Annotated in this window: 21 protein-coding genes; 11 read left to right on the forward strand and 10 right to left on the reverse strand. The window is 73.0% G+C overall.

Annotated elements, in window-relative coordinates:
- Window positions 1-48: 48 nt before the first annotated feature.
- The 3 genes from ACIGXJ_RS22520 to ACIGXJ_RS22530 all read left to right on the forward strand — a co-directional run bounded on the left by ACIGXJ_RS22520 (window position 49) and on the right by ACIGXJ_RS22530 (window position 2,397).
- A complete protein-coding gene (locus tag ACIGXJ_RS22520) occupies window positions 49-810 on the forward strand; it encodes a LamB/YcsF family protein (protein ID WP_399648188.1) in 762 nt (253 codons plus the stop codon).
- Entirely contained in the window at window positions 807-1,448 is a 642-nt protein-coding gene (locus tag ACIGXJ_RS22525) for an allophanate hydrolase subunit 1 (protein ID WP_399648190.1), read from the forward strand. The genes ACIGXJ_RS22520 and ACIGXJ_RS22525 overlap by 4 nt, the downstream gene beginning before the upstream one ends.
- Window positions 1,449-1,527: 79 nt before the next feature.
- On the forward strand, window positions 1,528-2,397 hold the full coding sequence (locus tag ACIGXJ_RS22530) for a biotin-dependent carboxyltransferase family protein (RefSeq protein ID WP_399648192.1): 870 nt from the start codon (window positions 1,528-1,530) through the stop codon (window positions 2,395-2,397).
- 410 nt (window positions 2,398-2,807) lie between these two features.
- Here the strand turns inward: ACIGXJ_RS22530 and ACIGXJ_RS22535 are convergent, their stop codons facing one another.
- Together ACIGXJ_RS22535 and ACIGXJ_RS22540 are read right to left on the reverse strand one after the other, a co-directional pair.
- On the reverse strand, window positions 2,808-4,226 hold the full coding sequence (locus ACIGXJ_RS22535) for a HEAT repeat domain-containing protein (RefSeq protein WP_399648194.1): 1,419 nt from the start codon (window positions 4,224-4,226) through the stop codon (window positions 2,808-2,810).
- A 324-nt stretch (window positions 4,227-4,550) separates the two neighbouring features.
- The gene (locus ACIGXJ_RS22540; RefSeq protein ID WP_399648197.1) at window positions 4,551-4,943 is read right to left on the reverse strand and encodes an ankyrin repeat domain-containing protein; all 393 of its coding nucleotides are present in this window, start codon (window positions 4,941-4,943) and stop codon (window positions 4,551-4,553) included.
- 262 nt (window positions 4,944-5,205) lie between these two features.
- Between ACIGXJ_RS22540 and ACIGXJ_RS22545 the strand changes: the two genes are divergently transcribed.
- Together ACIGXJ_RS22545 and ACIGXJ_RS22550 are read left to right on the forward strand one after the other, a co-directional pair.
- Window positions 5,206-5,400 carry a hypothetical protein gene (locus ACIGXJ_RS22545; RefSeq protein WP_015661880.1) on the forward strand — a complete coding sequence of 65 codons (195 nt, stop codon included), beginning with the start codon at window positions 5,206-5,208 and terminating at the stop codon, window positions 5,398-5,400.
- A 40-nt stretch (window positions 5,401-5,440) separates the two neighbouring features.
- Window positions 5,441-7,141 carry a hypothetical protein gene (locus ACIGXJ_RS22550; RefSeq protein ID WP_399648201.1) on the forward strand — a complete coding sequence of 567 codons (1,701 nt, stop codon included), beginning with the start codon at window positions 5,441-5,443 and terminating at the stop codon, window positions 7,139-7,141.
- Between the two features lie 69 nt (window positions 7,142-7,210).
- On the opposite strand, the gene ACIGXJ_RS22555 is transcribed toward ACIGXJ_RS22550, so the two are convergent.
- Window positions 7,211-8,719: a PLP-dependent aminotransferase family protein gene (locus ACIGXJ_RS22555; RefSeq protein ID WP_399648203.1), complete on the reverse strand. Its 1,509-nt coding sequence runs from the start codon at window positions 8,717-8,719 to the stop codon at window positions 7,211-7,213.
- Between the two features lie 64 nt (window positions 8,720-8,783).
- Here ACIGXJ_RS22555 and ACIGXJ_RS22560 point away from each other — a divergent pair, with 64 nt between their 5' ends.
- The 4 genes from ACIGXJ_RS22560 (at window position 8,784) to ACIGXJ_RS22575 (ending at window position 12,319) form a co-directional block, all read left to right on the forward strand.
- The gene (locus ACIGXJ_RS22560; protein ID WP_399648206.1) at window positions 8,784-9,482 is read left to right on the forward strand and encodes a YitT family protein; all 699 of its coding nucleotides are present in this window, start codon (window positions 8,784-8,786) and stop codon (window positions 9,480-9,482) included.
- Window positions 9,479-10,249: a glycerophosphodiester phosphodiesterase gene (locus ACIGXJ_RS22565; protein ID WP_399648208.1), complete on the forward strand. Its 771-nt coding sequence runs from the start codon at window positions 9,479-9,481 to the stop codon at window positions 10,247-10,249. The genes ACIGXJ_RS22560 and ACIGXJ_RS22565 overlap by 4 nt, the downstream gene beginning before the upstream one ends.
- 49 nt (window positions 10,250-10,298) lie before the next feature.
- Window positions 10,299-11,666 carry an MFS transporter gene (locus ACIGXJ_RS22570; protein WP_399648211.1) on the forward strand — a complete coding sequence of 456 codons (1,368 nt, stop codon included), beginning with the start codon at window positions 10,299-10,301 and terminating at the stop codon, window positions 11,664-11,666.
- 278 nt (window positions 11,667-11,944) lie between these two features.
- Window positions 11,945-12,319: an RNA polymerase-binding protein RbpA gene (locus tag ACIGXJ_RS22575; protein ID WP_003977404.1), complete on the forward strand. Its 375-nt coding sequence runs from the start codon at window positions 11,945-11,947 to the stop codon at window positions 12,317-12,319.
- Between the two features lie 195 nt (window positions 12,320-12,514).
- On the opposite strand, the gene fxsA is transcribed toward ACIGXJ_RS22575, so the two are convergent.
- The 4 genes from fxsA to ACIGXJ_RS22595 form a co-directional block, all read right to left on the reverse strand.
- A complete protein-coding gene (fxsA, locus tag ACIGXJ_RS22580; protein ID WP_399648214.1) occupies window positions 12,515-13,063 on the reverse strand; it encodes an FxsA family membrane protein in 549 nt (182 codons plus the stop codon).
- A 43-nt stretch (window positions 13,064-13,106) separates the two neighbouring features.
- Complete coding sequence (locus ACIGXJ_RS22585; protein ID WP_399649076.1) at window positions 13,107-13,898, reverse strand: polyprenol monophosphomannose synthase; 792 nt, start codon at window positions 13,896-13,898, stop codon at window positions 13,107-13,109.
- 732 nt (window positions 13,899-14,630) lie between these two features.
- Window positions 14,631-16,256, reverse strand: coding sequence for an amidohydrolase (locus tag ACIGXJ_RS22590; RefSeq protein WP_399648217.1), 1,626 nt, complete (start codon window positions 16,254-16,256; stop codon window positions 14,631-14,633).
- A gap of 46 nt (window positions 16,257-16,302) precedes the next feature.
- On the reverse strand, window positions 16,303-16,743 hold the full coding sequence (locus ACIGXJ_RS22595; protein WP_399648219.1) for an Lrp/AsnC family transcriptional regulator: 441 nt from the start codon (window positions 16,741-16,743) through the stop codon (window positions 16,303-16,305).
- Window positions 16,744-17,047: 304 nt separating this feature from the next.
- On the opposite strand from ACIGXJ_RS22595, the gene ACIGXJ_RS22600 reads away from it, so the two are divergent.
- Window positions 17,048-17,491, forward strand: a complete 444-nt coding sequence (locus ACIGXJ_RS22600) for a hypothetical protein (RefSeq protein ID WP_399648221.1) — start codon at window positions 17,048-17,050, stop codon at window positions 17,489-17,491.
- 709 nt (window positions 17,492-18,200) lie between these two features.
- On the opposite strand, the gene ACIGXJ_RS22605 is transcribed toward ACIGXJ_RS22600, so the two are convergent.
- Window positions 18,201-19,373, reverse strand: coding sequence for an acyl-CoA dehydrogenase family protein (locus ACIGXJ_RS22605; RefSeq protein WP_399648223.1), 1,173 nt, complete (start codon window positions 19,371-19,373; stop codon window positions 18,201-18,203).
- Between the two features lie 337 nt (window positions 19,374-19,710).
- Here ACIGXJ_RS22605 and ACIGXJ_RS22610 point away from each other — a divergent pair, with 337 nt between their 5' ends.
- Window positions 19,711-20,940, forward strand: a complete 1,230-nt coding sequence (locus tag ACIGXJ_RS22610; protein WP_399648225.1) for a glycoside hydrolase family 18 protein — start codon at window positions 19,711-19,713, stop codon at window positions 20,938-20,940.
- Between the two features lie 45 nt (window positions 20,941-20,985).
- Here ACIGXJ_RS22610 and ACIGXJ_RS22615 read toward each other — a convergent pair whose 3' ends face one another.
- Entirely contained in the window at window positions 20,986-21,645 is a 660-nt protein-coding gene (locus tag ACIGXJ_RS22615; protein ID WP_399648227.1) for a TetR/AcrR family transcriptional regulator, read from the reverse strand.
- Window positions 21,646-21,763: 118 nt separating this feature from the next.
- Window positions 21,764-21,907, reverse strand: coding sequence for an SCO1431 family membrane protein (locus tag ACIGXJ_RS22620; protein WP_399648229.1), 144 nt, complete (start codon window positions 21,905-21,907; stop codon window positions 21,764-21,766).
- Window positions 21,908-21,938: the final 31 nt, after the last annotated feature.

Consider the following 21,938-nt stretch of genomic DNA (forward strand, 5'->3'; position numbering starts at 1 on the left):
ACCGAGCAAGAAGCTTCAAGCACCGAGCAAGAAGCGCAGGAAGGAATCATGACCACCTCGATCGATCTGAACGCCGACCTCGGCGAGGGCTTCGGCCGCTGGCGGCTCACCGACGACGAACAGCTGCTGTCCGTCGTCACCAGCGCCAACGTGGCCTGCGGCTTCCACGCCGGGGACGCGGCCACCATGCGGCGGGTGTGCGAGCTGGCGGCCGAGCGCGGTGTGACGATCGGCGCCCAGGTCTCCTACCGGGACCTCGCCGGGTTCGGGCGGCGCGCGATGGACGTGCCCTCCGACGAACTCGCCGCGGAGGTGGCGTACCAGATCGGCGCCCTGGAGGTGTTCGCCCGGGCGGCGGGCACGCGCGTGGCGTACGTCAAGCCGCACGGCGCGCTCTACAACCGGGTCGTGCACGACGACGAGCAGGCCGGGGCCGTCGTCGAGGGCGTTCTCCTGGCCGGCCCCACCCTGCCCGTGCTGGGGCTGCCCGGGTCGCGTCTGCTGGAGCGCGCGGAGAAGGCGGGCCTGCCCGCGGTCACCGAGGCGTTCGCCGACCGCGCCTACACCCACCAGGGCACACTGGTGCCGCGCGGCACGGACGGCGCGGTGGTCACCGATCCGCCTGCGGTCGTGGAGCGGTCGGTCGGCCTCGCCAGGGACGGCCGGGTCGTCTCGCACTCCGGCCTGCCCATCGAGGTCCGGGCGCGCTCGCTGTGCCTCCACGGGGACACCCCGGGCGCAGTGGAACTGGCCCGCCGGGTCCGCGCACGGCTGGAGGCCGCGGGCGTGCGGGTGGAGGCGTTCGCATGAGGGTCCTGCCCGTCGGCGACGACGCACTGCTCGTCGAGGTCTCCTCCGGTGAGCAGGCCGAGGCCCTGCACGCCGAGCTGCTGCGGCGCCGCGCGGAGGGCTCCCTGCGCGTCCGGGAGCTGGTGCCCGCCGCCCGTACGGTGCTGCTGGACGGCCTCGCCGACCCGGCCCGGCTCGCCTCGGAGCTCACCGCGACGAAGCTGCCGCCGGTGCCACCACGCGCGCGTGCGGTGATCGAACTCCCCATCCGGTACGACGGTCCCGACCTGGCCGACGTCGCCGCGCACTGGGGCGTCGCCGAGCGGGAGGTGGCGCGGATCCACGCGGGCACCGAGTTCCGCGTCGCCTTCTGCGGGTTCGCGCCCGGCTTCGGCTACCTCACCGGTCTGCCGCCCCGGTACGAGGTGCCGCGCCGGGCGACACCGCGTACGGCCGTGCCCGCGGGGGCGGTGGCCCTGGCCGGGCCCTACACGGGCGTCTATCCGCGCTCCTCCCCCGGCGGCTGGCAGCTGATCGGCACCACCGACGCCGTCCTGTGGGACCACACGCGCGTGCCGGCCGCCCTGTTGTCACCGGGCGCGCGGGTGCGGTTCGTGCCGGTGGGCGACGCAGGCGCACGAGGGGCAGTGAGGGGATGACCGGTCACATGAGCGGTCATATGGGCAGTCGCATGAGCGTTCGTCCGAGCACCTGGTCGTTCGTTCAGGACGGTGACGTATGACCGATCGCGCACTGTCCGTCGTGCGCGCCGGCGCGCTCACCACCGTGCAGGACCAGGGTCGCCCCGGGTACGCGCACCTCGGGGTGCCCCGCTCAGGGGCGCTCGACGGGCCGGCGGCGGAGATGGTCAACCGGCTGGTCGGCAATCCGCCGGACGCGGCCGTACTGGAGACCACCCTCACCGGCTGTGCGCTGCGGCCCCGCTCCGGGGTCACCGTGGCCGTCGGCGGGGCGCCCTGCGCGGTGACCGTGGACGGGCGGCCGGCCGCCTGGGGCGCCCCGGTGCGGGTGCCCGCCGGGGCCCTGCTGGACGTCGGCCCCGCCGTGACGGGCGTGCGGAGCTATGTGGGCGTCTCGGGCGGAGTCGCCGTGGAGCCGGTGCTGGGCAGCCGCTCCACCGACCTGTTGTCCGGGCTCGGCCCGGCGCCGCTGACGGACGGGGCGGTGCTCCCGCTGGGACGGGAACAGCGACTCCACGCGCGCGTGGACGTGGCCCCGCAGCCGGCCCCGCCCGCCGAGCTGGTGCTGCGGGTGACGGCGGGCCCGCGCGACGACTGGTTCACCGCGCGGGCCCTGCGTGACTTCATCACGCGTGTGTACCGGGTCTCCGCCGCGAGCAACCGCATCGGCCTGCGCACCGAGGGTCCGGCCCTGGAGCGGGCCCGTACGGGTGAGCTGCCCAGCGAGGGCATGGTGCTGGGCGCGGTCCAGGTGCCGCCGGACGGCAGGCCCGTCGTGTTCCTCGCCGACCATCCCACCACGGGCGGCTACCCGATGATCGCCGTCGTGCGCGCGGCCGACCTCCCGGCCGCCGCCCAGGCCGCCCCGGGCACGCCGATCCGTTTCATGGCGGTACGCCGCCGCTGACCCACCGCCCCGGGCGCGGGAGCCGCGTGACACCGCCCAGGCCGCCCCGGGCACGCCGATCCGTTTCATGGCGGTACGCCGCCGCTGACCCACCGCCCGGGGCGCGGGAGCCGTGTGACACCGCCCAGGCCGCCCCGGGCACGTCGATCCGTTTCATGGCGGTACGCCGCCGCTGACCCGCCGCCCGGGGCACGGGAGCCGTGTGACACCGCGCGCGCCGCGCCCTGGTGCGAGTCGGCGCGGCGGACGCGGTCTCGCCTCGCGGGTCGGTCGGCCGAACGCGCACTTGCGCGGCCCGGAACCGCTCGAACGGCGCTCCGCGCGGGCCGGCCGCCGGTCATGCGCGCCTCACCCGCACGTCGGCTGCCGTTCACCTCGTAGGCGTGCGGCGTTCCCTGCCGCGGGGTGGGTCACACGGGAGGCGTCTCGCTGCCGAACCGGCTGCGGACGGCCGTCTGCACCTCGTCCTCCTCGGCCGGGTCGGCGGCGAGCCTGCGGAGCCGGTCGACGACGCGGGTGTCGCCGGTCTCGGCGTGGCGGGCGGCGAGCTCGCGGGTGCTCTCCTCGCAGTCCCACAGGCATTCGACCGCGAATCCGGCGGGGAAGGAGGGGTCGGTGGCGGCGAGGGCGCGGGCGGCGCGGCCGCGGAGATGGGAGGAGGCGGTCTCGCGGTAGATGTGGCGCAGGACGGGGGCGGCGCAGCCGATGCCGAGCCGGCCGGCGCCGTCGACGAGGGTCCACAGGGTCGGCGCGTCGGGTCCCTCGCCGCGAACGGCCTCGCGCAGGGCGCCGAGGACCAGTTCCTTGTCCTGGGTTCCGCCCCGGCAGGCGAGCATGCGTCCGGCGGCGGCACCGAGCGGGTCGGGCCTGCGGGCCCAGCGGCGGGCCCGTTCCACGGCGGCGACGCTGCGCATGCGCTCGTAGGCCTCCACGGCGGCCTCCACGACCGGCGTGGGGCCGGTGGTGACGGCCTGCTCGACGAGGTCGAGGGCGTCCGGGTCGTTGCTGTCGGCGAGGTAGCGCAGGGCCGTGGTGCGGGCGCCCTCGCTGCCGCCGCGGGCGGCTTGGAGGATCTCGGGCCGGTCCTCGGGGCCGGCGACGGCCGTCAGGCAACGGGCGGCCGGGACGTGCAGGGGTGTGCCGCGTTCGAGGCCCTGCTGGGCCCAGTCGAACACCGCCTGGACGCTCCAGCCCGGGCGGGGCCCGGAGGAGTTCATCTGGCGCTGCCATCGGTCGAAGCAGCCGGTCTCCTGGGCGGCACGCACGCGCGTGGCGATCCATGCGCGCGGGTCGTCGGCCCACAGCCGCCAGGGCCGCGGCTCGAAGGCGTCGCGGACCACGGCGGCCAGTTCCGCGTCGCCCTCGGCGCCGGCCGGGAAGCGGGCGAGGACGGGGGCGGCGAGGGCGCGCAGCCCGGCGTCGTCGTCGCGCAGGGCGAGCTCGTCCAGCGCCCAGGCCCAGTTGGTGCCCTCGGCGGCGTACCTGCGCAGCAGTTCCAGGGCGTCGCGCCTGCCGTAGGAGGCGAGGTGGCCGAGGACGGCGAGGGCCAGGCCGGTGCGGTTCTCCTCGGTGTCGAGGATGTCCTCGGCGTCGAAGAGGTGGGCCTCGATGGCGTCGAGTTCGCCGCCGAGGTCGAGGTACAGACGGGCGTAGTACAGGGAGCGGTTCTCCACCTGCCAGTCGTGGCGCGGGTCGCGCACCACACAGTGGTTCAGCGCCGCGAGCGCCTCGGCGCGCGGGGCGGTGAGCGCGTGCAGCGTGCCGTCGCCACGGCCGCGCTGGAGCAGGCCGAGCAGCGTACCGCTGGGCGCTATGACCGGATCGAACATGGGAAACAGCCTCACATCAAGCGTTGACGCAACCGGGAAATGTGCTTTACCGGGCCGCGTGACAACACGTCGGGGCGCCCGCCGTCTCATGCTTGCTGTAGACCATCTCTCTCTGCCTCTCGTCGGTGGCCCATGCGGGCCGCATCACGGCCCGCGCGGTGCGGCAACACCTGCCCAGCCATCGCGTCCGTGAATCACGACGTCATGATGACTCGGCGCTCTTCGATGCCGCGACCGAAATTTCCGGCGGCCTTGTACCGCCTCCCCCGTTTTCCGTTTCCTGTCCTGCCAGGGACCCTGTTTTCCCTGGTCAGGGCGTTCGGATCAGTTCGCTCCGAACAGTGTGAGCAGGTCCGTCTTGCCGAACATCCGGGCTGTGTCGACGGCCGACGGAGTGCCGGCCGACGGGTCGGCGCCGGCCTCCAGAAGGGCCCGGATCACGGCTTCCTCACCCTTGAAGACCGCCCCTGCGAGCGGCGTCTGGCCGCGGTCGTTGATCCGGTCCGCCTCGGCCCCGCGGGCGAGCAGAGCCCGTACGGTCTCCGCGTGCCCGTGGTAGGCCGCGAGCATCACGAGCGAGTCGCCGCGGTCGTTGGTGAGGTTGGCCGGAACGCCCGCGTCCACGTATTCGGCGAGCGTGTCGGTCTGCCCCTGCCGGGCCAGATCGAAGATCTTGGTCGCGAGCTCCACGACCTCGGGGTCGGGGGCTTCAGTCATCGGCCGGTCCACCTCTCCTTACAGCCGTTCAGGTGAATCGCCAGAGTACTGGCTGCGGGCGCACATGACCGGAGTCGCCCGAGGCAAAGATCACCGGGAGGACCGTTCGACGCAACTCCCCTGCTCAGCCGGACCCCCAGAGCCTACGCCACCCGGGGGAAATCTCCAGAATTTCCCCCATTTGCACCTTTTATCGTATGGATACATCCTGTGAGCCTGGAAGTACTCATGGTGACTGTCCCCACCAACCAGGAGAACTCAAATGATCCTGTCCATCTCAGGCGTGGTCCTGCTCGGCATCATCGTCTTCCTCTTCTTCAAGAAGGACGGACTCAAGGCATCGCACGCCCTGGTGGCGGCGCTCTTCGGCTTCTACCTCGCGAGCACGGCCATCGCGCCGAGCATCAAGGCCGGCGGCGAGAGCCTGGCGAGCCTTCTCGGCGGCATCAAGTTCTGACGCCGCAGACCCCGTCCGTACGCACCTTCAGGAGACAGCAGTGGCCCGGCGCCCCCTCCCCCGCATCCTGAGCACAGGCAGCGCACAGATCGCCCGGAGCCGGGAGCTGGCCCGCACGGCGGCCGACAGCGCCACCGACGTCCTCCACCCGCTCATCACGATCACCCGCGGGCTGCGCCGGCTGGCCTCGGCCGGGCGGCGCAGGTGGGCCGAGACGCCCAAGGACAGGCGCGGGCCACTGCTGTTCCTGGTGGCGTCGGTGATCCTGGTCGTCGCCCTCGTGCCGTACGGCCCGCTGGTGGCCGTCATCACCCTGATGGCGGCGGCGGCCTGGCAGGGCCGGGACCGCACCCCGTCCGCCCCCGAGGGCCCCGACGAGTCGCAGACGCAGCGCCTGCAGGCGCTGTACGAGGCGCTCGTCCCGTACTTCTCCACCGCCGACGATCCCGCTCCGCTGTACGCCCACGGCGGCGAGTGGGACAAGGCCCTGACCGACTTCGAGTTCGACGACTCGGGCCGGGTCAGCAGTCTGGTGATCCGCTACCCCGCGTACTTCACCGACGGCGAACCGGCCGCCCGCGCGCGGATCGAGCAGCTGCTGACCGCCAAGTCCGGCCGCGGCCGCGAGTACCACTTCGCCTGGGACGAGGAGGGCAACCAGCTCACGGTCAGCGTCCTGGCCCCGCTGCCCACCGACATCGCCGCCCAGCGGTTCGTCAGCTCCCCCGGCGAGACGGTCCTCGGCTTCACCGACCCCGGCGAGGTCCCGCGCACGCTCCCCCTCACCCACGGGGAGGAGCAGCGCGACGTCCCGCCCGTGGTGTGGCGCACCGGTGTGCGTTCCACCGAGCCGCACCTGCTGGCCGTGGGCCAGCCGGGCAGCGGCACCTCCACCCTGCTGCGCTCGATCGCCCTGCAGGCCCTGCAGTACGGCGACGTCCTGATCGTCGAGGGCGGCGGTACCGGCGAGTACGCCTGCCTCACCGGCCGCGACGGCGTCCTCGCCGTCGAATGCGGGGCCGCCGGGGCGGTGACCAGCCTGGAATGGGCCGCGCACGAGACCGAGCGCCGGCTCGTCGCCGTCAACCGCGCCCGCCAGGCCGGACAGGCGCCGCCCGAGGACACCCGGCGCCCGCTGTGGATCCTCCTCGACCGCCCCGGCGCGCTCGGCCTCGTCGGCGGCGACGGGCAGCGCGATCCGCAGTCCCTGCTCCAGCTGCCGCTGCGGCACGGCCGCGCCGCCAACGTCACGATCGTGGTGGCCGAGCAGTTCGACCACCTGGATCTGCTCAGCGACGCCGTACGGCAGCACACGCGCGCGCGTGTCGTCCTCGGACCGGCCACCCGCGCGCAGCTTGAGGCGGTCCTCGGCGCCCCGCCGCACACGACCCCGACCACCCATGTCCCGCCCGGCCGCGGCTACGCCCGCCTGGGCACCGGCCCCGTCCTGCGCCTACAGGTGCCGGCCACGCCTGACCCGTACGACGACGCCACCAGCGACGCCCACCGCCAGGCCGTCCTCGACCTCCTGCCGCCGCGCACGACCCCGGCGGACGCGGAGCCGGCCATCGTGACGCCCCAGCCCGAGGCGGCGCCGCTGGAGAAGCTGCCGGCCGGTAAGCCGCCGCTGGAGAAGATCCCGGTGGAGGTCGCCATGGAGAAGGTGCCCATGGAGAAGCCGCCGTTGGAGGAGGTGCCGATGAACCAGGTGCCGACGGAGGCCATGGCCGCGGAGAGCTGAGCGGACACGAGCACGAGGAGAGGGCCGGGCGGCCGCCAGCCGCCCGGCCCTCTCGCCGTCACGAGACCCTCAGGCCACGAAGGTGCGCGGGGCCTCGCCTCCGGCCGTTCCGCCGCTCTCCACCAGCCGCGCCGCCGCGGCCAGCCGGGCCGCCGCCTCCTCGGCGACCGCCCCGCCGACGGTGAAGGGCAGCCGTACATAGCCCTCGAAGGCCCCGTCGACCCCGAACCGCGGCCCGGAGGGCACCCGCACGCCGACCCGCTCCCCCGCCTCGGCGAGCCGCGACCCCGACAGGCCCCCGGCCCGCACCCACAGGGTCAGACCGCCGCCGGGCACCTCGAACTCCCAGTCGGGCAGCTCCCGCCGTACGGCCGCGACCAGCGCGTCCCGGTTCTCCCGGGCCTGGGCGCGGCGCAGCTCGACGGCCTGCTCCCAGCCACCGGTGGCGAACAGCCAGTTCACCGCGAGCTGTTCCAGCACGGGCGTACCCAGGTCGGCGTAGGCGCGGGCGGCGACGAGGCTGCGGATGACGTCCGGGGCGGCCCGCACCCAGCCGATGCGCATGCCGGCCCAGAAGGCCTTGCTGGCCGAGCCGACAGTGATCACGGTGGACCCCGCCGGGTCGAAGCCGCACACCGGCCGCGGCATGCCACCGCCCGCGAACTCCTCGTCCAGCCACAGCTCGGTCATCGTCTCGTCGGCGACCAGCACGGTCCCCGCCGAACGGGCGGCCTCCACCAGGCGGCGGCGCTGGTCGTCGTCGGCGAGGGCGCCCGTCGGGTTGTGGAAGTCGGCGACGACGTACGCGATGCGCGGCGCGGCCTCCCGCAGCACCTGACGCCAGCGGTCCATGTCCCAGCCGCTGAGCCCCTCCGCCATGGCCACGGGCACCAGCCGGGCGCCGGCCTCCCGCATGAGCTGCAGGATGTTGGCGTAACTGGGCGACTCGACGGCGATGCGCTCACCGCGGCCGCCGAAGAGATGGCAGATGGCGTCGATGGCGCCCATCGCGCCGGTCGTCACCATGATCTGCTCGGGCATGGTGGGGATGCCGCGCGCGGTGTACCGCTCGGCGATCATCGCGCGCAGCGCGGGCAGACCGGCCGGGTAGTCGCCGTGCGTGTGCGCGTACGGCGGCAGCTCCTCCAGCGCGCCCTGCACCGCGCGGGTGAGCCAGGGCTCGGGGGCGGGCAGGGCGGCGCAGCCGAGGTCGATCATCGAGCCGAGCGCCTCGGGCGGCAGCGGCTCCAGGCCCCGCGCGGGCACCGGATTCCCCGCCGGTACGGCCGTCCAGCTGCCGGCGCCGCGCCGGGACTCCAGGAATCCCTCGCCCCGCAGCGCCTCGTAGGCGGCGGCCACGGTCGTCCGGCTGACGGACAGCGCGAGGGCCAGCTCCCGCTCGGCGGGCAGCCGGGCGGCCACGGGGACTCGGCCCTCCAGCACCAGCAGCCGGACGCCGTCGGCGAGCGCGCGGTAGGCGGGCGGGCGGCGGCTGCCGGGACCGGCGGGCCGGTCCTGCTGCGACTTGAGCAGCCGGGCGAGCTGCGCGGCCCCCACCGCAGAGGTCCACTGCGCCATGATTACCAGTCCACCTTCCCCGAATTGGCCATGGATGATGTTTCACCCCAAGCCACAGAGTGACATGCGTCAGGCCACTCACACCATCCCGGGGGTTCCTTTGTCCATCTCCTCCGCGCCGGACCATGTCCTACGGCGCCTCGTCCAGCTGTACGGCGGCCTGGCGCTGTACGGCGCCAGCTCGGCCCTCCTCATCCGCTCCGGGCTCGGGCTCGAGCCCTGGAACGTGCTCCACGAGGGGCTGGCGGAGCGGACCGGGCTGTCGATCGGCGTGGTGCTGACCCTGGTGGGCGCGGCCGTCCTGCTGCTGTGGATCCCGCTGCGCCAGCGGCCGGGCCTCGGCACGATCTCCAACGTGCTGGTGATCGGTGCCGCGATGGACGCCACGCTGGCCGCGGTGCCGGACGCTCACGGCCTCGCGGTGCGGGTGTCGCTCATGGCGGCCGGGATCGTGCTGAACGGCGCGGCGACCGGCCTGTACATCGCGGCGCGCTTCGGTCCCGGTCCGCGGGACGGGCTGATGACGGGCCTGAACCGGCGCACGGGCTGGTCGATCCGGCTGGTGCGCACGATCGTCGAGATCACGGTCGTGGTGACCGGGTTCCTCCTCGGCGGCACCATCGGAATCGGCACGCTGCTGTACGCGGTGTCGATCGGCCCGCTCGCCCAGGTGTTCCTGCGCGTGTTCGCCGTTCCGTCGGCACCGGGTGGCAGCACGGTCGTTGCCACCGGTCAACCCCGTGGAGCGATACTGCGTCGGTGACCACCACGCGGATACGCCACCCGTACCTCGACCACCCCGGCCCGATCCCGTTCGCCCACCGGGGCGGCGCGGCCGGCGGCCTGGAGAACACCGCGCTCCAGTTCAGGCGGGCGGTGGCAACGGGTTACCGGTACATCGAGACGGACGTCCACACCACCCGCGACGGAAAGCTGGTCGCCTTCCACGACTCGACGCTGGACCGGGTGACGGACGGCGCCGGCCGGATCGCCGACCTGCCCTGGGCAGAGGTACGGCACGCGCGCGTGGCGGGCCAGGAGCCGGTACCGCTGTTCGAGGAACTGCTGGAGGAGTTCCCGGAGGTGCGCTGGAACGTCGACGTCAAGGCGGAGTCCGCCCTTCACCCCTTTCTGGAACTGATCGAGCGAACGAACACCTGGGACCGGATCTGTGTCGGTTCGTTCTCCGAGGCCCGGGTGGTGCGCGCCCAGCGACTGGCCGGACCGCGCCTGGCCACGTCCTGCGGCACCCGCGGGGTGCTGAATCTGCGGCTGCGGTCCTGGGGCGTCCCGGCCGCGCTGCGCGCCTCGGCGGTCGCGGCCCAGGTCCCGGAGTCCCAGTCGGGCATCCAGGTGGTCGACGACCGCTTCGTACGCACCGCACACGCGCGCGGGCTCCAGGTGCATGTGTGGACGATCAATGAACCCGATCGAATGCACAGGCTCCTGGACCTCGGTGTCGATGGCATCATGACCGATCACATCGACACGCTGCGCAAGGTCATGGAGGACCGGGGCGTCTGGGTCTGACCCCCGGAACGCGCCCCCGCGCGGCGCCGGACCGGAAGCGAGGGCGCGGGTGGGGACCGAAACCGTGCGCACGGCGGTCGCCGACGAGGCGGCCGACCGACGGCGCGAGCAGCGCGGCTGGTACTTCTACGACTGGGCCTGCTCGGTCTACTCCACGAGCGTCCTCACCGTGTTCCTGGGCCCTTATCTGACGTCCGTCGCCGAGGAGGCCGCCGACGCCGAGGGCTTCGTCCATCCGCTGGGCATACCGGTCCGCGCGGGGTCGTTCTTCGCCTACTCGGTGTCCCTGTCGGTGATCGTCGCGGTGCTGGTGATGCCCCTGGTGGGCGCCGCCGCCGACCGCACCGGCCGCAAGAAGCCGCTGCTGGGCGCCGCCGCCTACGTCGGGGCCGGGGCGACGGCGTGCATGTTCTTCCTGTCCGGCGACCGCTATCTGCTGGGCGGCCTGCTGCTGGTCCTGGCGAACACCGCGCAGTCGGTCGCGATGATGCTCTACAACTCCTACCTGCCGCAGATCGCCCCGCCCGAGCAACGCGACGCGGTCTCCTCGCGCGGCTGGGCCTTCGGTTACGCGGCGGGCGCCCTGGTGCTGGTCGCCAATCTCGTGCTCTACACGGCGCACGACAGCTTCGGCCTGTCCGAGGGCATGGCGGTGCGGATCTGCCTGGCGTCGGCCGGGCTGTGGTGGGGCGGGTTCGCGCTGGTCCCGCTGCGCCGGCTGCGCGACCGGCGCGCCCCCGCGGCGAGCGACCGCGGCCCCGCGCGCGAGGCGACCGCCCCCGGTCTGCGGCAGCTGGCCGCCACCGTCCGCGACATGCGCCGCCATCCGCTGACCCTGGGCTTCCTGCTGGCGTACCTGGTCTACAACGACGGCATCCAGACGGTGATCTCCCAGGCCTCCGTCTACGGCTCCAAGGAGCTGGACCTCGGCCAGTCGACCCTGATCGGCGCGGTCCTGCTGGTGCAGGTGCTGGCGGTGGCGGGCGCACTCGCGCTGGGGCGGCTGGCACGGCACTACGGGGCGAAGCGCACGATCCTCGGTTCGCTGGCCGCCTGGACGGCGGTCCTGGCCGCGGGCTACTTCCTGCCGGCGGGGCAGCCGGTGTGGTTCTTCGTGCTCGCCTCGGGGATCGGGCTGGTCCTCGGCGGCAGCCAGGCCCTGTCGCGCTCCCTGTTCTCCCACCTGGTCCCGCCCGGCAAGGAGGCCGAATACTTCGCCGCGTACGAGGTGAGCGACCGCGGCATGAGCTGGCTCGGGCCGCTGCTGTTCGGGCTGACCTTCCAGCTGACCGGGAGCTACCGGGACGCGATCATCTCCCTGGTGGCCTTCTTCGTCCTGGGCTCTGTGCTGCTCGCCAGGGTCCCGGTGCGCCGGGCGATCGGCGACGCGGGCAATCCCGTTCCGGAGAAGATTTAGCACTCAGGGCGAAAGGGCGGTAGTGTACGCCTTTGGCCTGCCAGGCGTACCGTTACTGCGCGTCAAAGATGCAAAAACGCTGGGTGACATCTCCTAGCAGATGTGACAAACCGGGCGCCGGTGGGTACTGCACTGGTTGACAAGGCTGCGGCTACGACGGCGACGCATGACCCGAAACGGGACACGGGACGGGAATCTTTACCGCCGACCGGACGTTGACCGGATGACGACGACAGCGACACCTGTCCTGTGGGCGACAAGCCCGGGAGGCACGATTCATGAGTGAGCGAGCTCTTCGCGGCACGCGCCTCGTGGTGACCAGCTACGAGACGGACCGCGGCATCGACCTGGCCCCGCGCCAGGCCGTGGAGTACGCATGCGAGAAGGGGCACCGCTTCGAGATGCCCTTTTCGGTCGAGGCGGAGATCCCGCCGGAGTGGGAGTGCAAGGTCTGCGGGGCCCAGGCACTCCTCGTTGATGGCGACGGCCCTGAGGAGAAGAAGGCCAAGCCCGCGCGTACGCATTGGGACATGCTGATGGAGCGGCGCACCCGCGAGGAGCTCGAAGAGGTTCTCGAGGAGCGGCTGGCCGTTCTCCGCTCCGGGGCGATGAACATCGCCGTTCACCCCCGGGACAGCCGCAAGTCCGCATGAGTCCCGGCGGGACTTGACCGGCGGCAGCGACAACACACGCCGAAATGACCGAGGGCGCCGTACGAGATCTCGTACGGCGCCCTCGGTCTTTGCCATGAGTGCCCTCTCGGCACCCGGAGGTCATCTCCCGGGGCGCCCGGAGGCCGTCTCGCCCCCGGGTCTCTGTGTGTCAGCCAGGCTCAGTGCTCAGGGGTCTCAGTGCGTCAGCGGCGGGCGCGGCCCCTGCGGGGCGTCCCCGCGCGGCTCGTCGCGGATGACCTCGCCCTGCACGACCTTGCCGTCCGGGCGGTGGATACGAGCCTGCTGGAAGGCGTCGCCGAAGCCGCCGGGCGCGGCAGCGCGCAACCGTCGCTCGAACGTGCGCTCGGCGCGCTGTCCGAGGGCCTTCTGCACCGGCGGAACCAGCAGGAGCAGACCGAGCACGTCGGAGAGGAACCCGGGGAGCATGAGCAGGAGTCCGCCGAGCATCAGCCAGCCGTTGCCCCCGCTGCCGGAGGGCGTGCCGCCGCCCTGCACCGCCTGGTTGAGGTTCTGGAAGGCCCTGCGCCCGGCCCGCTTCACGACGGTCGCGCCGAGCAGGAGCCCGGCGAGCAGCAGCAGGAGCACGGTGAGCCCGCCGGCCGCGCCCGCGACCAGGGTCAGCAGCCAGATCTCCAGCACGAGCCATGCGGCGATGCCGAGGGGCAGGAAGGTGCGGAGCCGGCCGCGGCGGGGCCTCGCCGGCTGCGTGGAGGTCTGCGTCATGCGTCCAGTGTGCCTCTCGGCAGCTCAGCCCGGGATAAACGCCCTACGGCCGGAGCCGCTTGGCGACCTTGCCGACCCGCTCCCCCACACCCCAGGTCGTCACCCGCCACAGCGCCTCGACCAGGATGTCCCGGCTCATCTTGGAGTCGCCCAGCTCACGCTCGACGAACGTGATGGGCACCTCGACCACGTGGTAGCCGGCCTTGATCGCCCGCCGGGCCAGGTCGACCTGGAAGCAGTACCCCTGCGAGGCGACCTCGTCGAGGCCGAGCCCCTCCAGGGTCTCGCGGCGGAAGGCCCGGTACCCGCCGGTGACGTCACGGATCGGGACGTCCAGCAGGACCCGGGAGTACAGGCTGCCGCCGCGGGAGATGAACTCACGGCTCTTGGGCCAGTTCACGACCCGCCCGCCCGGCACCCAGCGCGAGCCGAGGACCAGGTCGGCACCCTTGAGGGCGGTCAGCAGCCGGTTCAGCTCCTCCGGCTGGTGGGAGCCGTCGGCGTCCATCTCGATCAGGACGCCGTAGTCCCGCTCCAGGCCCCAGCGGAAGCCCGCGAGGTAGGCGGCGCCCAGGCCCTCCTTGCCCCTGCGGTGCAGGACGTGGACCTGCTCGTCGGCCGCTGCCAGCTCGTCGGCCAGCTTGCCCGTGCCGTCCGGGCTGTTGTCGTCGGCCACCAGGACGTGCGCCGCGGGGACGGCGGCCCGCACCCGCCCCACGATCGCCTTGATGTTCTCCGCCTCGTTGTAGGTCGGAATGATCACCAGGGCGGTGCCGAGCGGGCCGAAACGCCTGCCCTGGGACTGTGCCGCCCCGGTCCCCTCGCCGTCGTTCACTGCTGCCCCTTCAGTCTTCATGCGCAGACGTCCACCATAGTGGCCGCCGCCTGCGATGACGTGACGGGCGGTTCGTATGCTCATGCCGATTCCACAACAGCGGGACGCACGAGACCGCGGATTTCCCGCACAGCGGGACGCACGAGAACCGCGGATCCCGCACAGCGGGACGTGCGAGGCGCCCGTTCCCCCACGGCGTGGACGCACGAGGCGCGCATTCCCCCACGGCGTGGACGCACGAGGCGCGCATTCCCCCACGGCGTGGACGCACGAGGCGCGCATTCCCCCACGGCGTGGACGCGCGAGGCGCGCTTATCCCAGCCCGGCGTGGACGCGTCCGGCTGCGGATGGGGGCCCGGCGCCCTTCGGGCCGGCCCGGGATCCGCTGGCTGCGGATCGACCTGAGGCCGTTGTCTACTGAGCGGCCGGGCCCCACCCGGGTCACACCTTCCCGACCGGCCGGAACGTTCCCTCGCCGCGGCGCGGGCGCTGAGCCTGGCTGCCAGTGGCGGTGCCCGGTGCGGTACACCGTCCCTGACCCAGCGGCGCGGCGGCGAGTGCGCGGACGTGCTCCCGTCGGGCGTCCTGTGGTGGACTCCGCCGAACCTACCGGCCCCGGGCCGTCCCCTGTCAACAGCCGTTTGACCTGCGCATACGTTCGGAACGCGCTGGTCGGCGGGGCGGATGCGCAGGTCGAGCGGCGGGCCGCCGGACGGGGCCCGCCGCCGTAGATCACTCGCCCGGCCGTACGTACACCGTCCGCCCGGCCACCACCGTGCGCAGGCAGACCGGCAGGTCACGGCCCGGGGTGAGATCGGGCAGGCCGGGGGTGCCGGAGCGGGGGTCGGTGGACCAGCGGGCCACCCGGTCGTCGGGCGCCTGGACCACCAGCTCGCCGGTGCGCCAGACCGCGTAGTCGGCGGGTGCGCCGGGCACCAGGACGCCCGCGTCGTCCCGGCCGGTCGCCCGCCAGCCGCCCCGGGTGTGGGCGGTGAACGCGGCGCGCACGGAGACGCGGTGCTCGGGCGTGCGGTGGAAGGCGGCGGCCCGGACCGTGCCCCACGGGTCGAGCGGGGTGACCGGGCTGTCGGAGCCTAGGGCGAGGGGCACACCGGCCCGCAGCAGGGCCGCGAACGGGTTGAGGGCGCGCGCCCGCTCCACCCCGAGCCGCTGCGCGTACATGCCGTCCTCGCCGCCCCACAGCGCGTCGAAGGCCGGCTGCACGGACGCGGTCAGGCCCAGCTCGGCGAAGGCGGCGATGGCCTCGGGGTCGAGCATCTCGGCGTGCTCGACGCGGTGCCTGGCGGCGCGGACGCGGGCGAGCCCCACCTTGTCGGCGGCGGCGCGCACGCCCTCCACGACCGCGGTGACGGCGGCGTCGCCGATGGCGTGGAAGCCCGCCTGGAGCCCGGCCTCGGTGCAGGCGACGACATGCGCGGTCACGGCCGCCGCGTCCAGGTAGGCGGTGCCGGTGTGCCCGGCGTCGGCGTACGGCTGGTGCAGACAGGCGGTGTGGGAGCCGAGGGCACCGTCGACGAACAGGTCGCCCGCGGCGCCGAGCGCGCCCAGCTCGCGCGCCTTCGCCACATCCTGCTCGGCCCAGTAGCCGACGACCCGCGGGCCGGGCTCCTCGGCGGCCAGGCGGAGCAGGCCGGTGAAGTCGTCCTCGGAGGAGATCTCCGGCCCTCCGCACTCGTGCACCGAGCCGATGCCGAGGGAGGCGGCGTGGGCGAGGGCCGCGCGCTGGGCCTCGGCGCGCTGGGCCGGGGTGACGGCGGCCAGCGCGGTGGCCCGTACGGCGTGGTGGGCGTCGGCGGTCAGCGGCCCCTGCGTCGAACCCTCCGCCAGGCCGTCCAGGCCGCGGACACCGGGGGTCAGGTCGAGCAGCGCCGTCGTGACGACCGCCGAGTGGACGTCGATGCGGGAGAGGTACAGCGGGCGGCCCCCCGTGGCCTCGTCCAGCTCCGCGCGCGTCGGCGGGCGGCCGCCGGGCCAGCGGGCCGCGTCCCAGCCGTGGCCGAGCAGCACCCGGTCGTGGGGACGGGCGGCGGCGAACTCCCGTACGAGGGCCAGCGCGGCCTCCAGAGAGGTCGCCCCGGTCAGATCGAGGCCGGTCAGCGCGAGACCGGTCGCGGTGGTGTGCACATGGGCGTCGGTGAACGCGGAGGTGACCAGCGCCCCGTCCAGGTCGACGACCTCGTCGACGCCGTCGGCGAAGGCGTCGGCCGCACCCTCCGAGCCGACCCAGGCGACCTGGCCGTGCTCGACGACCATGGCGGTGGCGAAGGGGTCCGCGGGACTGTGCACTTCTCCGCGGCGCAGCAGGACGGTCTTGGTCGGGGCGGTGCGCTCACTCATGGGGAACAGTCTCGCGCCTCGGCCCGGGCGCACCGCACCCAGGTGGTCAGATACGCGGCGGCCGTGCCTCGTACGGCGTCGACAGCACCACCGTCGTACGGGTCGACACCCCGGCGAGCGAGCGGATGCGGGCCAGCAGGCCCTCCAGCTCGTGGGGGGTGGCCACGCGGACCTTGAGGATGTAGTTCTCGTCGCCCGCGACGCTGTGGCAGGCCTCGATCTCGGGGACGCCGACGAGCCGGTCGGAGATGTCGTCGGGGGCGCTGGGGTCGAAGGGTTTCACGGAGATGAAGGCGGTCAGCGGCAGCCCGACGGCCTCGGGGTCGACCACCGCGGCGTAGCCGCGGATGACCCCACGCTGTTCCAGCCGGCGCACCCGCTGGTGCACGGCCGACGTGGACAGACCCGTGGCCTTGCCGAGGTCTGTGTAGCTCATCCGCCCGTCCTTGACGAGCAGCTGCACGATCTGACGGTCCAGCTCCTCCATGGCGCAAGAACCTACAGTGCGGTTGATCTCTTCCGATACCTCGACAGCCCGGTCATACCCGGTTCGTGACCTGGGGCCCGCCGTCCCCGCTCGGGCACCGCCGGAGAACCGCTGGAGGACCGGTGGAGCGGTCGGGGCGAGGACACGTTGTTTTCCGGGCACCTGCGGACGGCATGTGACGAACACCACAGTCACCGGCTGACGTCCGTGATGGACTCGTGATTACCTCGGAGGCCGGACGGGAAGTGCTTGCTGTGGTCGAGGCCGCAGCGCCTTCACGGCCCAGCCCGAGGGGGAGAATCCCATGCAGAGTCTTAAGCGTCCTGGTCGTACTGCGCCCAAGCGGCAGCAGCCGGTCGTCGAGCCCGAGCCGGAGGGCGTCGAAACCGACGCCTTCGACGGCGACGACTTCGACAGCGACACGTACGACACCTTCGAGATGTACCGGGTGATCTGCCCGGACTGCGCCCAGCCCATCGCCCTGCTGGCGGACGAGGAGTCCCTGCCGGAGCACGCGCTGTGCGCCTCGAAGTGGAACCCGTTCGGGCTCACGGTGTGCCCGGGCACCGGCCGCAGCGCCACCGACGCCCGCCCGGCCGACGAGTCCTTCGAGCCGCAGGAGCAGGACACCGCCCTGCTGCTGACGCTGCCTCAGGGCCTCGACTGGCGGATGCAGCCCTTCTCGCACGTCGGCGGCCCGGGCTCGCGCCCGATGCGCGTCCCCTCGATGCGCCGCCACGCCGCCTGAGCCGCTCCGCCGGCTCCCGCTGACCGCCCTGCACCATGGCCGGCAGGCCGCCGTGGTGCAGGATCGGTGTGCCCGCCCGCGTACAGGGTGTCGTCCAGGCGCAGGGTGGCGTAGGCGTCGATCACCCCGAGGTTCGGACAGACGCCGAGGCCGGTGGTCAGCAGCGCCCGGCCGGCGTGGTCGAAGACGTGCAAGGTGCCGCGGTCGTAGGCGTTGTGGTCGCCGGTGGCGACGTGCTTCGTGAACAGCGGCACCTGGCGGACCGGGTACTCGTCGAGCGGCAGGGGCGGTCGTCGGCCGAGGCACACCTCCCTGACGGGGGCTCAGGTGACGGTACGTCAGGCAGCGCCGGGTGGCCGGGCCCCCGACGGCGCGAGCTCACGGCCGCACGCCGGCGACGCCGCACGACCGGAGCACTCACGGCGCGAACTCACGGCCTATTACGCCGGCCGGTGACTCCTTGCCCGCTTCGTGCGTTGGCCTGGTATGACCCCCACCTACTCCACGACCGGGCGTCAGCTCCTAGTGTTCGTCCCGGCCGGCGCAGAATCGGTTCCGCTGCCGCCTCCGATGGCTCCTCCGCAGCCCGTGGACCCGCCCATCTACCGGGATCTGCTGCGGACCTGGGCCGACCGCGGCCGTACGCTGCCCGGGCGCCACGACCCGGAGTGGGTACGGCTCGCGGCGCCCCTGGTGCGGCCGGGTCAGTTCAGCGGGTCTCCGGACCCGCGAGGTGGCGGGCGATGACCATGCGCTGGATCTGGTTGGTGCCCTCGACGATCTGCAGCACCTTGGCCTCGCGCATGTAGCGCTCCGCCGGGAAGTCGGCGGTGTAGCCGTAGCCGCCGAGGATCTGCACGGCGTCCGTGGTGACCTTCATGGCGGCGTCGGTGCAGTGCAGCTTGGCCATCGCGGCCTGCTTGGCGAAGGGCAGCCCGGCGTCGCGCAGCCGCGCCGCCGCCAGGTACAGGGCGCGGCCGGCCTCGATCTGGGTGGCCATGTCGGCGAGCATGAAGCGCAGGCCCTGGAAGTCGGCGATCGGCTTGCCGAACTGGCGGCGGTCCTTGGCGTAGGCGACAGCCTCGTCGAGGGCCGCCTGGGCGACGCCGACGGCGCAGGCGGCGATGCCGAGCCGCCCGGAGTCGAGCGAGGACAGGGCGATGGCGAAGCCCTGGCCCTCCTCGCCGATGCGGCGGCTGTCGGGGACGCGGACGCCGTCGAGGTGGACCTGGGCCGTGGGCGAGCCCTTCATGCCCATCTTCTTCTCGGGCACGGCCGCGCTCAGGCCCTCGGCGTCACCCGGCACCAGGAACGCGGTGACACCCCGCGGGCCCTCCTCGCCGGTGCGGGCCATCACGGTGTAGAAGTCGGCGACGCCGCCGTGGGTGATCCACGCCTTGGTGCCGGTGATCACCCAGTCGTCGCCGTCGCGCACGGCCTTGGTGCGCAGCGAGGCCGCGTCGGAGCCGGAGGCCGGCTCGGACAGGCAGTAGGCGCCGAGCAGGCCGCCGCCGAGCATCGCGGGCAGATGCTCCACCTGCTGCTCCTTGGTGCCGTAGGCGGCGAGCGCGTAGGAGGCCAGCGTGTGCACGCTGACGCCGAGGCCGACGGTCAGACGGGCCATGGCGAGCTCTTCGAGCACCTGGAGGTAGACCTCGTAGGGCTGCTCGCCGCCGCCGTACTCGGCGTCGTAGGGCAGGCCGAGCAGGCCGGAGCGGGAGAGCAGGGTGAAGATCTCGCGCGGGAAGTGTCCGGCGTCCTCCTCCTCGGCCGCCGCCGGAGCGATCTCGCGCTGCGCGATGTCGCGGACGAGCGAGATCAGATCCCGGGCCTCGTCGGTGGGCAGTTGGCGGTCCACCGGCTGCGGGGCGCGGTCGGGCATGGCGACGCTCTCCTCCCTTTCGGGCACGGGCGGCCCGGCCCGTTGTGGGGGCGGCTCCGCCAGGTCTCTCTGGTGCCGTTTCCGATGCTCGCAGTTCCGGGTCTCGGACGCTTGTGACCAGCGGCTCGGCGCTGTGAGTATGCCCGATCGGCGGCGGCGCGTCACTGGTTAACGACCGCTTACTTCAGAGAATCTACGAGGACACCGGATTGGTCCGCACCATTGACCGCACTGGTCTAGTCCTCCTACGGTGTCGGATCACCGGCTGTTTATCGCGTCCATGCCAATGCTGGGCGCGCACCGGCGCAGGTCCCCCTCCCCCCACGAGGAGACACCGATGCGAACCCCCCTCCGCTCCCTCGTCTCGGCGCTGTGCAGCGCCGTACTCGGCGCCGGACTGCTCGCCGGCGCGGGCACCGCCACCGCGACCGCCACCACCACCGCCCCCACCGCCGAGGCCGCCGCCGGCTCCAAGGTCGTCGGCTACTTCACCGAATGGGGCACGTACGACCGCAAGTACTTCGTCAAGAACATCCAGACCTCGGGGTCCGGGGCGAAGCTCACCCACATCAACTACGCCTTCGGCAACGTCACCGGCGGCAAGTGCGCGATGGGCGACGCCTACGCCGCCACCGACCGCGCCTACACCGCCGCCGAGTCGGTGGACGGCGTCGCCGACACCTGGGACCAGCCGCTGCGCGGCAACTTCAACCAGCTGCGCAAGCTGAAGCGGCTCCACCCGAACCTGAGGATCCTGTGGTCCTTCGGCGGCTGGACCTGGTCCGGCGGCTTCGGCGAGGCGGCCCGCAACCCCGCCGCCTTCGCCCAGTCCTGCTACGACCTGGTCGAGAACTCCAGGTGGGCGGACGTCTTCGACGGCATCGACATCGACTGGGAGTACCCCAACGCCTGCGGCCTGAGCTGCGACACCAGCGGCAGGGCGGCCTTCAGGAACCTGATGCAGGCGCTGCGGGCCAAGTTCGGCTCCACCTACCTCGTGACCGCGGCGATCACCGCCGACGCCACGGCCGGCGGCAAGATCGACGCCGCCGACTACGCGGGCGCCGCGCAGTACGTCAACTGGTACAACCCGATGACGTACGACTACTTCGGCGCCTGGGACGCCACGGGCCCGACCGCCCCGCACTCGCCGCTCAACTCCTACAGCGGCATCCCCAAGGCGAACATGTACACCTCGGCGACCATCGCCAAGCTCAAGGGGCTCGGCATCCCCGCCTCCAAGCTGCTGCTCGGCATCGGCTTCTACGGCCGCGGCTGGACCGGCGTCACCCAGTCCGCGCCCGGCGGCACCGCGACCGGCCCGGCGGCGGGGACGTACGAGCAGGGCATCGACGACTACAAGGTCCTGAAGGCCAAGTGCCCGGTCACCGGCACCGTCGGCGGCACCGCGTACGCCAAGTGCGGGAGCAACTGGTGGAGTTACGACACCCCGGCGACCATCGCCACCAAGATGGCCTACAAGAACGGCCAGGGCCTCGGCGGCACCTTCTTCTGGGAGCTCAGCGGGGACACGGCGAGCGGTGAGCTGATCAGGGCGATCAACTGACCGAGGGCGGGAGACAGCCGGGGCGGGGGCAGGCCTCCCGCCCGGCTACGCCTCCCTGCGGGCCGGCTCGGGGGCCGGGTGGGCCGGGTCCAGCTCCTCGATGGCGCGCAGGGTGCCGCCGAGCATCCGTACCAGCAGCTCGCGCATGTCGTCGCGGGTGAGGCCCGGCCGGTCGATCCAGTCCAGCGTGGCGCCCTCGACGCCGCACACCCAGCCGAGCAGCCCCATCCGGGCCAGCGGAGCGATGTCCCGCCTGCCGTACGCCCCTTCGGCGATGGTCCCCACGATCGCCTCGCGCACCCCGTCGCGGATGGCGTGCACCTCGGTGTCGAAGCCGACTCCGCCGCTGACGATCGTGCGGTAGGCGGCGTGGTTGTGCTCGGCGTAGCGCAGGTAGCCGTCGATGGTGCGGTGGACCCGGTCGCCCGGGGGCAGTTCACGGCCGCTCGCGGCGAAGCCGACCAGATCGGCGACGGAGTCCTGGACGATGGCCAGGTAGTAGCCGCGCTTGGAGTGGAAGTAGTAGTAGATCAGTCCCTTGGCGACATGGGCCTGGCGGGCGATGTCGTCCATGGAGAGCGCGTCGTAGGGCGTGTCGGCGAACAACTTCCGCCCGATGGCGAGTAGTTCGACGCGACGCGCCAGCGAGCGGTCGGTGCCGCGGACCGGCGGCCGGGCGGCACCGCGCTGATGACTGATGGTCAATTTCCAACCTGATATCCGACGGGCGGCAGGACACCCGCAGTATGTCAGGTCATGGGTGGCTCAGCTCACAGCCGTCCGAGCAGTGATCGCGGCGGCGGTCACAGCGGGCCGAACGGCGTCACAGCAGCCCGAGCTGGGCGATCAGCATGGCGACCACCACGACGAGGGTCCAGCCCATGACGTGCTCGACGACCTCGGGGCCGTCGTCTTCCTGAGGTCCGCCGGTGCCCACCCGGGCGGCGGTGGCTGCGTTCGTGGTCATGCTGTCCACCTTGCCACCCGGGGCGGCTTTT

Origin of the sequence: Streptomyces sp. NPDC053367 (assembly GCF_044545925.1) — a bacterium.
Classification (GTDB): Bacteria; Actinomycetota; Actinomycetes; order Streptomycetales; family Streptomycetaceae; genus Streptomyces.

Bases quoted from the DNA above. Each gene is read 5' to 3' on its own strand.
- ACIGXJ_RS22600 (WP_399648221.1), top strand. From the start codon at position 17,048: ATGCAGAGTCTTAAGCGTCCTGGTCGTACTGCGCCCAAGCGGCAGCAG.
- ACIGXJ_RS22555 (WP_399648203.1), bottom strand. From the start codon at position 8,719: ATGGCGCAGTGGACCTCTGCGGTGGGGGCCGCGCAGCTCGCCCGGCTG.
- ACIGXJ_RS22545 (WP_015661880.1), top strand. From the start codon at position 5,206: ATGATCCTGTCCATCTCAGGCGTGGTCCTGCTCGGCATCATCGTCTTC.
- ACIGXJ_RS22595 (WP_399648219.1), bottom strand. From the start codon at position 16,743: ATGGAGGAGCTGGACCGTCAGATCGTGCAGCTGCTCGTCAAGGACGGG.
- ACIGXJ_RS22525 (WP_399648190.1), top strand. From the start codon at position 807: ATGAGGGTCCTGCCCGTCGGCGACGACGCACTGCTCGTCGAGGTCTCC.
- ACIGXJ_RS22535 (WP_399648194.1), bottom strand. From the start codon at position 4,226: ATGTTCGATCCGGTCATAGCGCCCAGCGGTACGCTGCTCGGCCTGCTC.
- ACIGXJ_RS22530 (WP_399648192.1), top strand. From the start codon at position 1,528: ATGACCGATCGCGCACTGTCCGTCGTGCGCGCCGGCGCGCTCACCACC.
- ACIGXJ_RS22605 (WP_399648223.1), bottom strand. From the start codon at position 19,373: ATGCCCGACCGCGCCCCGCAGCCGGTGGACCGCCAACTGCCCACCGAC.
- ACIGXJ_RS22560 (WP_399648206.1), top strand. From the start codon at position 8,784: ATGCGTCAGGCCACTCACACCATCCCGGGGGTTCCTTTGTCCATCTCC.
- ACIGXJ_RS22590 (WP_399648217.1), bottom strand. From the start codon at position 16,256: ATGAGTGAGCGCACCGCCCCGACCAAGACCGTCCTGCTGCGCCGCGGA.
- ACIGXJ_RS22620 (WP_399648229.1), bottom strand. From the start codon at position 21,907: ATGACCACGAACGCAGCCACCGCCGCCCGGGTGGGCACCGGCGGACCT.
- ACIGXJ_RS22610 (WP_399648225.1), top strand. From the start codon at position 19,711: ATGCGAACCCCCCTCCGCTCCCTCGTCTCGGCGCTGTGCAGCGCCGTA.
- ACIGXJ_RS22575 (WP_003977404.1), top strand. From the start codon at position 11,945: ATGAGTGAGCGAGCTCTTCGCGGCACGCGCCTCGTGGTGACCAGCTAC.
- fxsA (WP_399648214.1), bottom strand. From the start codon at position 13,063: ATGACGCAGACCTCCACGCAGCCGGCGAGGCCCCGCCGCGGCCGGCTC.
- ACIGXJ_RS22540 (WP_399648197.1), bottom strand. From the start codon at position 4,943: ATGACTGAAGCCCCCGACCCCGAGGTCGTGGAGCTCGCGACCAAGATC.
- ACIGXJ_RS22520 (WP_399648188.1), top strand. From the start codon at position 49: ATGACCACCTCGATCGATCTGAACGCCGACCTCGGCGAGGGCTTCGGC.